The sequence below is a fragment of the Peptoclostridium litorale DSM 5388 genome (assembly GCF_900141635.1).
In the GTDB taxonomy this organism is placed as follows: domain Bacteria; phylum Bacillota; class Clostridia; order Peptostreptococcales; family Peptostreptococcaceae; genus Peptoclostridium; species Peptoclostridium litorale.
This window is the reverse complement of the sequence record NZ_FSRH01000002.1, coordinates 67,571-83,249: the sequence shown is the minus strand read 5'-3', so window position 1 is coordinate 83,249 and position 15,679 is coordinate 67,571. Positions and strand designations below refer to the sequence as shown.

Sequence of the window (15,679 nt, the reverse complement as noted above, 5' to 3'; positions counted from 1 at the left end):
CCATGCAGAGTTTAGCTGCTTATCTAAACAAAATTAAAATAGCGGATGGATTCAAAAAAGAGCATATGGAAAATCTATATGTCAAAAAGATAGTTTACTACAGGGAAAATAAAGTGGTTAATATCCATTTGGATTCAAAGCGTATAATGGATGTTGATTTCATATTAAAACTTGAAAGGGCAATTAAAATTGCCCTTTGCCATTTTAAAGACGTAAAAATCAAAATGAAATATACGGATCTGGATGTGGATGACAAAAATGGGCTTATAAAGAGCTACTGGAAACACATAATAAAATATATTGAACTGTCAATGCCTTCGATTAAGAATTTTGTCAAAGACATGAGTTGGAGATTAGAAGATGACAATCTGACAATAGAAATGCCGTGCGATTTTTTGATAAATATGATAAAAAACAAAAAACTTGAATACGGAATTAAGAGCACTATAGCGCAGGAACTTGGAGTTCTTGTGGAAGTTGACTTCATATCGATGGGCGATACTTTTTCTGGAAATTATAAAAGTTATCTCAAGGAAAAGGAAATAGAAGCTGCAAACATGGTAAAAAGCAGGGCTATCGAAGCGGCTTTGTCCGAGGAAAGGGCAAAGCCAAGCGAGCCCAAGGAGGCAAAGCCTTCAAAATCGCCAAAATCAGAGCCTTTCAAACAGGGAAGCTCTTACAGGAAGACTGTAAAGTATGAATCTGTTAAAATGGTGGATGTTGGAGTGGAAAGCGGCAAGATATCAATAGAGGGCAAGGTCTTTGATATGGACAGCAGAGAGCTTAGAAATGGAAAAGTTCTTTACATATTTTCCATTACCGATTACACAAGCTCTATTTGCTGCAAAATATTTGCAAATGAAAAAAAGCAAGAGGAAGTAAATGAGGTCCTAAGCAAGGGCGCTTTTTTAAAGGTGCAGGGAGAATCCATGTATGACAGCTACAGCAGGGAAGTCGTAATAAATGTCTTCGACATAAAAAAATCAAAACCCGTTTTGAGAATGGACGAGGCTCAGCAAAAGAGGGTGGAACTTCATGCACATACCAATATGTCGGCCATGGACGCGGTTGCATCTGCAAAGGATATAGTGCAAAGGGCTGCAAGTTGGGGCCATAGCGCTGTAGCCATAACAGATCATGGAATAGTCCAGGCATACCCTGATGCAATGAGTGCCGCCGAAAAATATGGCATAAAAGTCATATATGGAATGGAAGGATATCTTGTAAACGACAATATACCAATAATAGACAGGCCAAATGACCTGCCGCTTTCTCAGGAATTTGTAGTATTTGACCTTGAGACCACGGGACTTTCAAGTGCAAATAACACAATAATAGAAATAGGCGCCGTGAAGATCAGAGATTTTGAAATAGTGGACAGGTTCAGCTGCTTAGTCAATCCTAAAATGAGCATACCTCTTAAAATACAGGAGCTTACGGGCATAAACAATGCTATGATCGATAATGAACCTGAAATAAAGGATATAATGCCGCAGTTCATGGAATTTATAAAAGATAGCGTGCTCGTGGCGCACAATGCCGAATTTGACATGGGCTTTGTAAGGGAGAGCTGCAAAAGGCTTGGCATTAAATTTGAAAACAGCTCTATAGACACAATAGCCGTGGCAAAGGTGCTTCTGCCTGAGCTTAAAAGATATAAGCTCAATGTTGTGGCAAAGGCGCTTGGAGTATCTCTTAAAAACCACCACAGGGCTGTGGACGATGCGCAGGCCACTGCTGACATATTTATCAACTTTCTTGAAAGATTCAAAAATGAAGGCATAGAGAAACTGAGTGACATAAATACCCATTTCAAGCAAAATGACCACACTAAGCTGAATACATTCCACATAATGATACTGGCAAAAAACTATACGGGCCTTAAGAACCTGTATAAGATTGTATCAAAAGCTCATATAGACTATTTCTACAAGAGGCCGAGAATACCAAAGAGCCTGCTTACGGAATATAGGGAGGGGCTTGTAATAGGAAGCGCGTGTGAAGCTGGAGAGCTTTACCAGGCTGTGATTAAGAATGTCAATGAGGATGAGCTTGAAAAAATAGCACTTTATTATGACTATTTTGAAGTGATGCCTCTTGGCAACAACAAGTTCATGATAGACAAGGGGATAGTGAGCGGATATGATGAGCTGAAGGATATAAACAAGAGGATAATAGAGCTAGGAAGAAAGCTCAAAAGGCCTGTTGTGGCAACTGGAGACGTGCATTTTGTAGATCCTCATGACGGGGTGTACAGGAAGATATTGAAATGCAGCCAGGGATTTTCGGATGCGGACGAAGACATACCTCTTTACTTCAAGACCACAGATGAGATGCTTGAGGACTTTTCGTATCTAGGTAGCGAGACTGCCAATGAGGTTGTAATAGAAAACCCAAACAAGATAGCAGAAATGATTGAAGACATAAGGCCTGTTCCAAAGGAGACATTCCCCCCCATAATAGAAGGCTCAGACGAGGAGCTCAGAAGGATGTGCTATGAAAAGGCAAATTCAATATATGGGGATCCCATGCCGGAAATAGTCCAAAAAAGGCTTGATAGGGAACTCAACTCGATTATAAGTAACGGATATGCGGTAATGTATATAATCGCCCAAAGACTTGTTAAAAAGTCCGTAGACGATGGCTATCTTGTTGGATCAAGGGGATCTGTTGGTTCGTCGTTTGCGGCAACAATGAGCTCAATAACTGAAGTAAACCCTCTGCCGCCACATTATATATGCGCTAACTGCAAGACGTCGGAGTTTTCCACGGACGGAAGCATAGGATCGGGAGCGGACCTTCCGGATAAGATATGTCCAAAATGCGGTGTGGAATATATAAAGGACGGCCACGATATCCCATTTGAGGTATTCCTGGGGTTTGAAGGGGACAAGGAGCCGGACATAGACCTTAACTTTGCGGGGGAATACCAGGCCACGGCCCACAAGTATACTGAGGTGCTGTTTGGAAAGGGCTACGTATACAAGGCGGGCACAATAGGCACCATAGCTGACAAGACCGCGTATGGGTTTGTCAAAAAATATATCGAGGAAAAGGGCATTATATGCCCTTCAGTTGAAATAGAAAGGCTTTCAGGCGGATGCACGGGTATAAAGAGGACTTCAGGGCAGCACCCCGGAGGAATAATGGTCGTTCCTGATTACAAGGAAATTTTTGATTTTTGCCCTATACAGTATCCGGCAAACGATTCATCTTCCGGAGTAATAACGACGCATTTTGACTACCACTCCATAAGCGGAAGGCTCCTAAAACTCGACATACTTGGCCACGATACCCCAACAATAATAAAGATGCTTGAGGAGTTTACGGGAATAGACGCCACGCATATAGCTCTTGACGATGCGGAGACAATGGGAATATTCAGCAGCACCCATGAGATAGGGGTTGAAAAGGAAGATGTTGATTCTCCGGTGGCCACATTTGCAGTTCCTGAGTTTGGAACAAAATTCGTAAGGCAGATGCTCGTCGATACAAAGCCTAATACATTTGCAGAACTTGTCAGGATATCGGGACTTTCACACGGAACGGACGTCTGGCTCAACAATGCTCAGGAGCTTGTAAGGGCGGGAACGGCGGAGCTTAAGGAAGTAATCTGCACAAGGGACGACATAATGAACTACCTAATACAAAAGGGAGTCCAGCCAAAGCATTCATTCAAGATAATGGAAAACGTAAGAAAGGGAAAAGGGCTAAGGGAAGAAGACAAGGATGAAATGGAAGAAAATAATGTGCCACAGTGGTACATAGACTCTTGCAACAAAATAAAGTACATGTTCCCGAAGGCCCATGCGGTTGCATACGTTATGATGTCATTCAGGATAGCATATTTCAAGGTGCACTATCCGAGGGCGTTTTATGCGACGTACTTCACAATAAAGGCGGAAGATTTTGACATAACCCTCATATCCAAGGGAAGAGGGGCCGTTTTGGAAAAAATGAAAGAGATAGACGCACTGGGAAATACCGCAACGGCAAAGGACAAGAACATATACACCCTTATAGAGGTTGTAAATGAAATGTTTTCAAGAGGAATAGAGGTTATGAATGTGGATCTTTACAATTCGGATGCCAAGAAATTCAAAATAGTTGCAGGAAAGCTTCTTCCTCCGCTTGTCTCATTCCCGGGACTTGGAGAGAACGCCGCGTTTAATGTCGTGAGCGAAAGGGAAAAGGGAGAATTCCTATCAATAGAGGATCTTAGGAGCAGGACCAAGCTTTCAAAAACCGTGCTTGAGATGCTGAAGGAAAATGGATGCCTTTATGATATGCCTGAAACGAATCAATTGTCGCTTTTGTAATGGTTTGCAAATAGATTTATTATGTGATATACTAGTTTTGGTGTAAAATAGAGCGAGAGATGTTTTTGAGAAGAGTGGGGAAAAATTACCCACTCTTTGCTTTTATAAATTCTTTGGAGGTAATAATATGGCAAAGGATGTAAAATCTACAGTTGAGGAACTTATTGAACCATTTTTAGAAAAAGAAGGATATGAACTTGTTGATGTTGAATATGTAAAAGAAGGCAAAAATCGATTCTTGAGAATATATATAGACAAGCCTGAAGGAGTTTCACTTGACGATTGCAAATTTGTAAGTGGATACATAGGTGAAAAGCTTGACGAGCTTGACCCGATACAGGAAAACTATTTTCTGGAAGTATCTTCCCCGGGGATAGACAGAAAACTCAAGAAAGACAAGGATTTTAAAAGATTTAAGGGAAGCGATGTCGAAGTCAGGCTGTACAAGGCTGTGGACGGAGAAAAGAATTTTGAAGGCGAACTTTTAGGACTTTTTGACGGAGACATAGTCAAGGTGAAAAAAGGTGAAATGGAGCTTGAACTAGAAAGAAAAAATATAGCTCTTATAAAACTTGCTGTAAAGTTTTAGATAACGAGGAGGATAAAAAATGAATGCGGAGTTTATATATGCGCTGGACCAGATAGAGAAGGAAAAAGGCGTATCGAAGGAAATACTTATAGAAACTATAGAGGCGGCGCTTGTATCTGCGTACAAGAAGAATTTTGGATCGTCTCAGAATGTAAAGATAAAGATAGACCGTGAGACAGGTGATGTCAGAGTTTTTGCTGAAAAATTGGTAGTTGAGCAGGTTGAAGACAGAGTGCTTGAGGTATCTTTAGAGGAAGCTCAGAATAAATACGGAGTTAATGTGCAGGTTGACGACATTGTTGAGGAAGAGGTTACTCCAAAGGATTTTGGAAGGATAGCGGCTCAAAATGCAAAGCAGGTTGTAGTTCAAAGAATAAAGGAAGCTGAAAGAGATGTTATATTCAATGAGTTCACAAGCAGGGAAAGTGAAATAATAACAGGCGTTGTTGCAAGGGTCACTAAGGGAGTTGTATATGTTGCTCTTGGAAAAACGGAGGGCGTGCTTAATATCGCAGAACAAATACCTGGGGAAGACTATCAGATAGGGCAAAGGATAAAAGCTTATATACTTGAAGTTAAAAAGACTACAAAGGGACCTCAGATATTCCTTTCCAGAAGCCATCCGGGACTTGTAAAAAGGCTCTTTGAACTTGAAGTACCAGAAATATATGATGGCGTAGTCAGAATAAATTCTGTGGCAAGGGAAGCAGGTTCGAGAACTAAAATAGCGGTTGAATCGCTTGACGAAAACGTCGATCCAGTGGGCTCATGTGTTGGGCCAAAGGGAATAAGGGTTAAAAACATTGTAGATGAACTAGATGGCGAAAAGATTGACATAATAAAATACAATGAGGACATGGGAGAGTATATATCAAATTCACTAAGTCCTTCAAAAGTTGTATCGGTTGATGTCGATGAAAATGAAAAAAGTGCGAAGGTGGTTGTTCCAGATTACCAGCTTTCACTTGCGATAGGAAAAGAAGGTCAAAATGCAAGGCTTGCCGCCAAGCTTACAAACTGGAAGATAGATATAAAAAGCGAAAGCCAAATTGAAAATGTAGATGACCAAGAGCGCGAAAAACTGCAAGAGGCAGTTGAAACTGTTGAGACAGTGAGTGAGCAGATAGACGAAACTGTCAGCGAACAGGAAATATAGATTGTTTGGGGGTGGTAGCTTTGAAAAAAAGAAAGACACCTTTGAGAAAATGTGTAAGTTGTCAGGAAAGAAGCGATAAAAAGACTCTAGTAAGAATTGTAAAGACAAAAGAGGGCGAAGTATTTCTAGACCCATCGGGCAAGGCTAATGGAAGAGGCGCGTACATATGCAGCCTTGAATGCCTTGAAGATGCGATAAAGAAAAAAGCTCTTTCAAGAGCGTTTGGTATTGAAATTTCAGATGAAACATATGAAAAGCTCAGAGAGGACTTAAAAAAGCATGGAAAATAAATTAGCTACACTGTTAGGATTTGCTTCTAAGAGTGGCAACATGGTTTCAGGAGACAGCACAGTACTGAATGAGATAAGAAAAGGCAACGTATATCTTGTAATAATAGCGGGAGATGCATCGGAAAACACTAAAAAGAAATTCACAGACAAGTCAAGCAGTTATGGAATAGAGTCTGTAATATTTTCAAATTCACAGGAACTAAGCAGAGCAATAGGGAAACAAAACAGAACGGTAATAGCAATAAGGGAAGTTGATTTTGCCAAAAAGATTAAAGAATTATTAGGGGGTGTTCCTTTTGTCGAGGACGAGAGTATATAAAGTAGCTCAGGAACTAGGGCTTTCAAGCAAGGAACTAATAGAAAAACTGGAAGAGCTAGACATTAATGTTACAAACCACATGAGCACTATAGAAGCAGATGAGGCGGAGCTTATAATGGAAATTCTAGGCGGAGAAGGCAAATCAGGCAGCAGTGAAAATAATGCTGGTAAAGAAAATGAATCAGACCTTGAAGTTATAAAATTCGCTGGAATACTTACAGTGTCAGAGCTTGCAAAACTTCTAGGAAAAACGCCAGCGGAAATAATAACAAGCCTTATAAAGAAGGGCATAATGGCGACTATAAACCAGGAAGTGGACATAGACACTGCAAATGAAATTGCATTTGAATGTGGATGTGAAATAGAGGTTGAAGCTGAAGAAGAAGAAGAAATAGAAGGCTTGGAAATAGAAGAGGACAAGGAAGAAGACCTTGTATATAGATCACCTATAGTAACAGTAATGGGACACGTTGACCACGGAAAGACGACTCTTCTAGATTCTATAAGAAACACTAATGTCACAGAAAAAGAAGCAGGCGGAATAACTCAGCACATAGGTGCATCTGTAGTCAACATATCTGGAAAGAAAATCACATTCCTTGACACTCCGGGACACGAGGCGTTTACGTCAATGAGAGCAAGAGGAGCGCAGGTTACTGATATAGCAATACTAATAGTTGCGGCGGATGATGGAATAATGCCTCAGACGGTAGAGGCAATAAACCACGCCAAGGCTGCTCAGGTGCCAATAATAGTTGCGATAAACAAGATAGACAAGCCGGCTGCAAATCCTGACAGAGTCAAGCAGGAACTTTCAGAGCACGGGCTTTTAGTTGAAGACTGGGGAGGAGACATAATATCCGTTCCGGTTTCGGCTAAGCAAAATGAGAACATAGACACTCTTCTTGAAATGATACTTCTTGTCGCTGAAATGGAAGAGCTAAAGGCAAATCCTAACAGAAAGGCTACAGGTATTGTCATAGAAGGCGAGCTTGACAAGGGAAGAGGTCCTGTTGCTACAGTTGTAGTTCAAAACGGAACTTTAAAGGTTGGAGATCCTGTAGTTGTAGGTTCGACATACGGCAAGGTCAGAGCTATGCTGGACGACAAGGGCAAAAATGTTAAAAAGGCGGGTCCTGCAACTCCGGTTGAGATACTTGGGCTTTCAGATGTTCCACAGGCTGGAGACCAGTTCATAGTAGTTGGAAGCGACAAGATAGCAAGAAGCGTATCTGAAAAGAGAAAAGACAAGATAAGAGCAGCTCAGATGAAGGCAAGCCAGAAGGTTTCTCTTGATGATTTGTTCCAGCAAATGCAAGAAGGTGCGGTTAAGGAGCTTAACGTCATAATAAAGGCGGACGTTCAAGGATCCGCTCAGGCTGTAAAGCAGGCTTTTGAAAAACTAAGCGATGAAGAAGTTGCAGTTAAGGTAATACACGGTGGAGTTGGAGCTATAACTGAATCGGATGTAATGCTGGCATCAGCTTCAAACGCCATAATAATAGGATTCAACGTAAGACCGGTTTCAGGAGCTAAATCTCTTGCTGAAAGAGAAAGTGTTGACGTTAGGACTTACAGAATAATATACGATGCAATTGAAGACGTAAAAGACGCAATGACAGGAATGCTAGAGCCTGAATTTGTGGAAGAAGAACTTGGAAAAGCCGAGGTTAGAAACACTTTCAAGGTTTCAGGAGTTGGAACAATTGCAGGATGTTATGTCACTGAAGGCAAGATGGTGAGAAGTGCCCAGATAAGACTTGTAAGAGACAACATAATTATACACGATGGAAAGCTTGCATCACTTAAGAGATTCAAGGACGACGCGAAAGAAGTTGCAAAAGGCTATGAATGCGGTATGAGCATTGAAAACTTCAATGACATAAAAGAGGGAGACTTCATAGAGGCGTACACAATGAAAGAAGTAGAAAGAAAAAGAAAATAACAGAAGGGACATGAGAGTATGAGCTATAAGAGAACCAAGAGGATAGGAGAGGAAATGAAGAAGGTCATAAGCTCAATGATTGCATCGGGAGCCATAAAGGACCCTAGGATAACTTCTCTTGTCAGCATCACAGAGGTTGAAGTGACTCAAGATCTCAAATATGCATATGCATACGTAAGCGTGCTTGCAGGTGACAAACATGATATACTCGATGGTCTTAAAAGTGCAAGAGGCTTTATAAGAAAAGAAGTCGGAAAAGAGATAAAGCTAAGATATACTCCCGAGATAATATTCAAGCTTGACGATTCCATAGAAAGAGGAATATACATGTCAAAGCTTATAGATAAAATGAAGAGTGATGACTCGGATGAATAATCTTATAGATAAAATGCTGGGAAGTGACAATTTTCATGTCACTTCCCATTGCTCACCAGACGGAGATAGCTTGGGATCTTCAGCGGGACTTTGCAAAGCGCTTAAAAAGCTTGGCAAAGAAGTTTATTTTGTGCTTGATGACAAAATACCCTCAAACCTCGAATTTGTGGTTGAAGGTATAGACATAAAGTCATCAAATGAAGTGGACACTGAAAGGCCTTATGTGCTTGTGGCACTTGACTGCGGAGACTATAGCAGGCCGTGCTGTAGTGAAACCGTAAAAAAAGGGGCGTCCATGTTTGTAAACATAGACCACCATATAAGCAATGACTGCTTTGGAGATGTAAACTATGTCGACAAGAAAGCATCATCTACAAGCGAGATAGTATATTATATACTAAAGACAATGGAATATGAGCAAAAGATTGACATAATAGGCAAGGATATAGGAACGGCTCTTTACACAGGCCTTATAACCGACACCGGCAATTTCATGTATTCAAATGTGTATCCGGAAAGTTTTAAAATGGCATATGAGCTTCTTCAAAAGGGCATAGATAAGCAGTATATAGTGAAACGCCTGTTCCAGAGCGATTCGCTTGACAGGATAAAGCTTTTGGCCGATGTTTTGGCGACTCTTGAAATTGTGGAGGGCAAAATAGCATATATAGAAGTGACTCAGAATATGCTCATAAGGAATAACATAGACAATAACAACACTGAAGGACTTATAAACTATGCCAGGGATATTGAAAACATAGAAGTTGGCATAATGTTCAAGGAAAAATCACCCGGGGAGATAAAGGTGAGCTTCCGGTCGAAGGAAATAATAGATGTTAACGAAATTGCGCGCAAATTCGGAGGAGGAGGCCATATAAGGGCTGCTGGGTGTACTATACACGATTCTCTTGAAAATGCAAAAAATAAAGTTATAGAAGAAGTTGTAAAATCATTTTACCAGTAAAGTGGTGATATCTTGGACGGAATAGTTAATATATTAAAGCCTACGGGCATGACATCACATGATGTGGTGAGCAGAGTCAGAAGAATATTCGGCCAAAAGAAAGTGGGGCATACGGGAACACTTGATCCAAATGCCGCAGGAGTGCTTCCAATATGCCTTGGCAAGGGAACAAAGGTTTCCGAATTTCTGCTTGGCAGCAGGAAAAAATACAGGGTGGAGCTTACTCTCGGAACCCAAACGGACACGTATGATTCGTTTGGGCAGATAACCGGGAAAGGCGACCCGTCAGGCATAAAAAAAGAGGATATAATAGCTGCAGTCGAATCATTTGAAGGAGAGCAGATGCAGGTTCCGCCGATCTACTCGGCGCTCAAGGTGAACGGCAAAAAGCTTTACGAGCTTGCCAGAAAAGGCGTTTCGGATGTCGAGATAAAGGCTAGGAAAATACATATATACGATATATATATAGTAAGCATTGAAGGCAGCAGGGTAATGTTTGACGTGGAGTGTTCAAAGGGAACCTATGTAAGGAGCATATGCAGTGACATAGGTGAAAAACTTGGATGCGGTGCGTATATGTCATTTCTGCTGAGAGTGTTTTCGGGGCCTTTTAATATTGAAAATACCGTTACATTGGAGGAGCTTCAAAAAGCCGTGGAGGAAGGTAATTCAGAGTCCATGGTCATGGAAGTGGACAGCGTTCTTATGGAATATCAACCTGTAGAAATAAACAGGGGAGCCTTAAAGTCTTTTGTAAATGGAGCAATCATATATTCAAAAGGCATAATAAGTAAGAAAGCGCTGCAGACAGAAGGCGAGATTGTAAGAGTATATTGCGATTCAAAGTTTTACGGGCTTGCTGCAGTAAGCATTGAAAATGGAACCACATTAAAATGTTGTAAACTACTTGCATAATCTGGAGATGGTTTAGATGGAAATTTACAATGATATTCAAGATATAAACTTAAATGAAGACAGCGTCGTGACAATAGGAAATTTTGACGGTGTTCATCTTGGACATCAAAGGCTTATAGAAAAGGCAATAGATATAGAAAAAGAGAAGGGGTATAAAAGTCTTCTTTTGACTTTTGAAAACCATCCTTGTGGATTTTTGAATAAACACAATATAAGGCTTATAATGACGAGAAAAGATAAGCACCAGGTCGTATCTGACATGGGAATAAAGGTGTTTGTCTCTCTTACCTTTGACGAATATATATCAAGTCTTGAACCTGAAGAATTTGTAAGCGAAATCTTAATTAAAAAGCTTCATGCAAAGGAAGTAGTAGTAGGCTATGATTTCAGATTCGGCAAAGACAGAAAAGGCGATATAAATCAGTTTTCACATATGGCAGAAAAATATGGATTCAATCTAAATATAATTGATCCGGTTGAAATGGAAAATGAGAAGATAAGCAGCTCGCTTATAAGAAAGAAAATAAGCACAGGTGATGTGAAAGGCGCCAGCGAGCTTTTGGGAAGGCCTTATTATGTCAGTGGAAAGGTAGTTCACGGCAAGAGGTTTGGAAGGACAATAGGTTTTCCTACACTAAACCTTGAGATAGACGAAAACATATTGCTTCCAAAACCAGGTGTTTACTATACAAATGTTGAAATAGAAGGCAAGACATACAAGGCGGCAACGAATATAGGGTTCAATCCAACAGTCAACGGAGACAGGCTTTCGCTTGAGTCGCATGTAATAGACTATAGCAATGACGTATACGGTAAGAGCGTCAAGATAATTTTTTTGAGCAGGCTCAGGGACGAGGTTAAATTCAGTTCCATAGAGGGACTTAAGAATCAGCTCAAGCAGGATGTCGAAAAAATAAAAAACTTGTTTACTTGCAATATGCAATATGATACAATAAAAATTGGTGATTAGCCGTTGCTAAGTGTTCGAATCACCGACGTGCACTTGGGGGCAGGCGATAAAAAATATGGAGGTGCAGTAAAACATGGAAAAAAAGCAAATAATTGAAAATTTCAAGACTAACGAAAAGGACACTGGTTCACCAGAGGTACAGGTTGCTATACTTACAGCAAGAATAAACCTACTTAACGACCACCTTAAGCAGCACAAGAAAGACCACCACTCAAAGAGAGGTCTTCTAAAAATGGTTGGTAAGAGAAGAAACCTACTAAGATACCTTAAAGAAAAAGATCTTACAAGATACCAGGAGCTAATCAAAAAACTAGGCTTGAGAAAATAATTATGAGAGCGGGTAAATCCTGCTCTTTTTCTATAAAATCGATATATTAATTATATCAAATGCATGTTGTTTTATTTCGAGAGGAGGTAGTTTATGTACAGTAATTATGAAATGAATCTTGCAGGAAGAACACTTACGGTAGAAATCGGCAAGGTGGCTGAGCTGGCTGACGGAAGCTGTATTCTAAGATATGGGGATACAGTCATTCTTGCAACTGTATGTGCTTCAAAAGAGCCAAAACAGGGAATAGACTTTTTTCCTTTAAGTGTAGACTATGAAGAGAAGTCTTATGCAGTGGGTAAAATACCTGGAGGATTCATAAAGAGAGAGGGAAGACCTTCAGAAAGAGCTGTTTTAACTTCGAGACTTATAGACAGACCTATAAGACCGCTGTTTCCAAAGGGATATAGAAATGATGTACAGGTTATAACAAAAGTGCTATCTGTGGACCAGGACTGCAATCCTGATATTGTTGCAATGATAGGTTCTTCAATAGCCCTTTCAATATCTTCTGTACCATTCCAGGGACCTACGGGTTCTGTTTCAGTTGGAGTTGTCGATGGAGAGCTTGTGCTTAACCCAAATCGTGAGCAGAGGGAAAACAGCAAGATGTACCTTGTTGTATCGGGAACTAAAGATGCCATAATGATGGTTGAAGCTGCAGCAGAAGAAGTAAGCGAAGAAGTGATGACTGAAGCTATAATGTATGCTCATGAAGAGATAAAGAATATTGTATCTTTCATAGAGGATATAGCAAAAAAAGAAGGAAAAGAAAAGCAGGAATACACTCTTTTCAAGGTTGATGAAGAAATAGAAAAGCAGGTTTGGGAGTTTGCAGAAGAGAAAATGCTTCAGGCTATAAAGACACCTGAAAAGCTTGAAAGACAAGAAAACATTGACAAGGTAAAAGCAGAGGTTCTTGCTCATTTCGAAGAAAAATATGGCGAAGAATTTGAAGGCATCAAAAAGGGTGTTTCAGAATCAGTAGGCATGATAATAAAGAAGCAAGTAAGAATGATGATCACAAAGGAAGGCATAAGACCTGACAACAGAGGGCTTGAAGAGATAAGACCTATATGGAGCGAGATTGCTGTTCTTCCAAGAACTCACGGCTCGGCGCTGTTTACCAGAGGGCAGACTCAGGCTCTTACAATAGCTACTCTTGGAGCTCTTGGGGACGTTCAAATACTTGACGGACTTGATGAAAAAGAAGAAAAAAGATACATGCACCACTACAACTTCCCACCATTCTCTACAGGAGAGGCGAGATTCCTAAGAGGACCGGGAAGAAGAGAAATTGGACACGGAGCACTTGCAGAAAAAGCGCTTGAACCTATGATACCTTCAAAAGAAGAATTCCCTTATGCAATAAGACTTGTTTCTGAAATACTAAGCTCAAACGGATCTTCATCGATGGCAAGTGTCTGCGGAAGTACGCTTTCACTTATGGATGCCGGAGTTCCTCTAAAGAAAATGGTATCAGGAATAGCAATGGGTCTTATAAAGGAAGACGACAGCGTTGCAGTTCTTTCAGACATACAGGGAATGGAAGACTTCCTTGGAGATATGGACTTTAAGGTTGCAGGAACTAAAGACGGTATAACTGCAATACAAATGGACATGAAAATACACGGAATAGACAGGGATATAATCAAAAAAGCATTGAACCAGGCAAAAGACGGAAGAATGTTCATAATGGGAAAAATGCAGGAGACAATAACTGCTCCGAAAGAAGACCTTTCGCCATATGCTCCTAGAATAATACAAATGATAATAGACACAGACAAGATAAGAGATGTAATAGGACCTGGAGGAAAGGTAATAACTAAGATAATAGAAGAGACCGGGGTTAAAATGGATATAGAAAACGACGGAAGGGTATTCATAACGGCTGAAGACCTTGAATCGGGGAACAAGGCAAAGGCCATGGTCGAGAACATAGTAAAAGAGCCTGAAGTCGGAGAAGTATACAAGGGTAAGGTTACAAGGCTAATGAAATTTGGAGCCTTTATAGAAATACTTCCGGGAAAAGAAGGTCTTGTGCACATATCAAACATAGCGCATGAGAGAATAGAAAAGGTCGAAGACGTATTAAAGGTCGGAGATGCTGTAGATGTTAAACTTATGGAAATAGACGAGCAGGGAAGAATAAACCTATCAATAAAGGCTCTTATAAAAAAATAAGCACTTCAGTGCTTATTTTTTATTTGAGTTGATAATAAAAAACATGTAAATTATAATAGGATATAGAGTTTTACTTTACAAATACAAACAATGTGGAGGAATAGCTTGCTATGGACATATTGGTTAAAAAATTCGGAGGAACTTCTCTTGCAGACATAGAAAAAATGAAAAAGGTGGCAGACCTAATAAAAAGAGACTTGGACAATGGGAAATCAGTAGTCACAGTAGTCTCTGCAATGGGCAGAAGGGGAAATCCCTATGCGACCGATTCTCTTATAGATATGTGCAAGCAGGCCTGCAAGGCGGGTGTAAGCCCCAGGGAAATGGACATTTTAATGTCATGTGGAGAGATAGTATCGGGATCAGTGCTTGTACACGTATTAAAGGAAATGGATATAGAAGCTACACTTCTCACAGGAGGTCAGGCGGGCATAATTACAGATGACAACTACGGAAGCGCAAATGTGGTAGAGGTCAATCCCAAAAGGATACTGACCGAACTGGAAAATGGCAGGGTTGTAATAATAACAGGCTTTCAGGGAATATCGAGAGAGGGAGAGATAACGACGCTGGGAAGAGGCGGAAGCGATACATCTGCCGTAATAGTGGGAGACGCGCTTTGCGTTGACACGGTTGAAATATATACCGACGTTGACGGAATAATGACTGCAGACCCGAAAATCCAGCCAAATGCAAAGACCATACAAAACATCAATTACGACGAGGTTTTTCAAATGGCTGAAAAAGGCGCTAAGGTCATACATCCAAGGGCCGTTGAAATAGCTAAAAGCAGCAATATATTGCTTAAGATAAAAAACACCCTGAAAGAAAGCGAGGGTACGAGCATATGCTACAGCAGAGGGAAGGACACATACAATTCCCAGAAAAAGAGCCTTATAACGGCAGTTGCATATAAGGAAGGAATAACGCAGGTTGTAGCACAAAACAGCGATATGCTCCAGTTTTCAAAAGTGCTTGACCAGCTGAGGGAAAGCGGCGTGAGCATAGACATGATAAATTTTTTTGTAAGCCAGAAGGTGTTTACGATAGATTCTGAAAACGTTCAAAAGACAAGGTCTGTGTTTGGACAGCACGAAATGAAATATGAAATAGTGGAAGAGTGCTGCAAGGTCACAGTGATAGGAGAGAGGATGACGGGAATACCTGGTGTAATGTCAAAAGTTGTCGCAGCGCTCAACAAGGCCAATGTGGAAATACTCCAGACGTCAGACTCCCATATGACAATATCATGTCTTGTCAAAAAAGACGACCTCAAAAAGGCTGTTAATTCTCTGCATGATGAATTCATGCTCAGTAAGTAGATA

13 protein-coding genes are annotated in these 15,679 nt (G+C 40.5%); all 13 read left to right on the top strand.

Annotated elements, in window-relative coordinates; genetic code table 11:
- Positions 1 to 2: 2 nt before the first annotated feature.
- A complete protein-coding gene (locus tag BUQ87_RS02075; RefSeq protein WP_038265569.1) occupies positions 3 to 4,319 on the top strand; it encodes a PolC-type DNA polymerase III in 4,317 nt (1,438 codons plus the stop codon).
- Positions 4,320 to 4,446: 127 nt separating this feature from the next.
- Positions 4,447 to 4,908, top strand: a complete 462-nt coding sequence (rimP, locus tag BUQ87_RS02070; RefSeq protein WP_038265297.1) for a ribosome maturation factor RimP — start codon at positions 4,447 to 4,449, stop codon at positions 4,906 to 4,908.
- Between the two features lie 19 nt (positions 4,909 to 4,927).
- Entirely contained in the window at positions 4,928 to 6,064 is a 1,137-nt protein-coding gene (gene nusA / locus BUQ87_RS02065; RefSeq protein WP_038265299.1) for a transcription termination factor NusA, read from the top strand.
- 20 nt (positions 6,065 to 6,084) lie between these two features.
- Positions 6,085 to 6,354 carry an RNase P modulator RnpM gene (rnpM, locus tag BUQ87_RS02060; protein WP_038265302.1) on the top strand — a complete coding sequence of 90 codons (270 nt, stop codon included), beginning with the start codon at positions 6,085 to 6,087 and terminating at the stop codon, positions 6,352 to 6,354.
- Complete coding sequence (locus tag BUQ87_RS02055; protein ID WP_038265305.1) at positions 6,344 to 6,673, top strand: L7Ae/L30e/S12e/Gadd45 family ribosomal protein; 330 nt, start codon at positions 6,344 to 6,346, stop codon at positions 6,671 to 6,673. The genes rnpM and BUQ87_RS02055 overlap by 11 nt, the downstream gene beginning before the upstream one ends.
- A complete protein-coding gene (gene infB, locus BUQ87_RS02050) occupies positions 6,651 to 8,618 on the top strand; it encodes a translation initiation factor IF-2 (protein WP_038265307.1) in 1,968 nt (655 codons plus the stop codon). Before BUQ87_RS02055 ends, infB begins: the two co-directional genes overlap by 23 nt.
- Positions 8,619 to 8,636: 18 nt before the next feature.
- A complete protein-coding gene (rbfA, locus tag BUQ87_RS02045) occupies positions 8,637 to 8,993 on the top strand; it encodes a 30S ribosome-binding factor RbfA (protein WP_038265309.1) in 357 nt (118 codons plus the stop codon).
- On the top strand, positions 8,986 to 9,957 hold the full coding sequence (locus tag BUQ87_RS02040) for a DHH family phosphoesterase (protein ID WP_074210017.1): 972 nt from the start codon (positions 8,986 to 8,988) through the stop codon (positions 9,955 to 9,957). The genes rbfA and BUQ87_RS02040 overlap by 8 nt, the downstream gene beginning before the upstream one ends.
- A 12-nt stretch (positions 9,958 to 9,969) precedes the next feature.
- Complete coding sequence (truB, locus tag BUQ87_RS02035) at positions 9,970 to 10,872, top strand: tRNA pseudouridine(55) synthase TruB (RefSeq protein WP_038265313.1); 903 nt, start codon at positions 9,970 to 9,972, stop codon at positions 10,870 to 10,872.
- A gap of 16 nt (positions 10,873 to 10,888) precedes the next feature.
- Positions 10,889 to 11,842 (top strand): bifunctional riboflavin kinase/FAD synthetase, encoded by a 954-nt coding sequence (locus tag BUQ87_RS02030; RefSeq protein ID WP_052636137.1) that lies wholly within the window; start codon positions 10,889 to 10,891, stop codon positions 11,840 to 11,842.
- A gap of 73 nt (positions 11,843 to 11,915) precedes the next feature.
- Positions 11,916 to 12,170 carry a 30S ribosomal protein S15 gene (gene rpsO, locus BUQ87_RS02025; RefSeq protein WP_038265314.1) on the top strand — a complete coding sequence of 85 codons (255 nt, stop codon included), beginning with the start codon at positions 11,916 to 11,918 and terminating at the stop codon, positions 12,168 to 12,170.
- A gap of 93 nt (positions 12,171 to 12,263) precedes the next feature.
- Positions 12,264 to 14,354 carry a polyribonucleotide nucleotidyltransferase gene (pnp, locus tag BUQ87_RS02020; protein ID WP_038265317.1) on the top strand — a complete coding sequence of 697 codons (2,091 nt, stop codon included), beginning with the start codon at positions 12,264 to 12,266 and terminating at the stop codon, positions 14,352 to 14,354.
- A 110-nt stretch (positions 14,355 to 14,464) separates the two neighbouring features.
- Positions 14,465 to 15,676, top strand: a complete 1,212-nt coding sequence (dapG, locus tag BUQ87_RS02015; RefSeq protein ID WP_038265320.1) for an aspartate kinase — start codon at positions 14,465 to 14,467, stop codon at positions 15,674 to 15,676.
- The last annotated feature ends 3 nt before the right edge of the window (positions 15,677 to 15,679 follow it).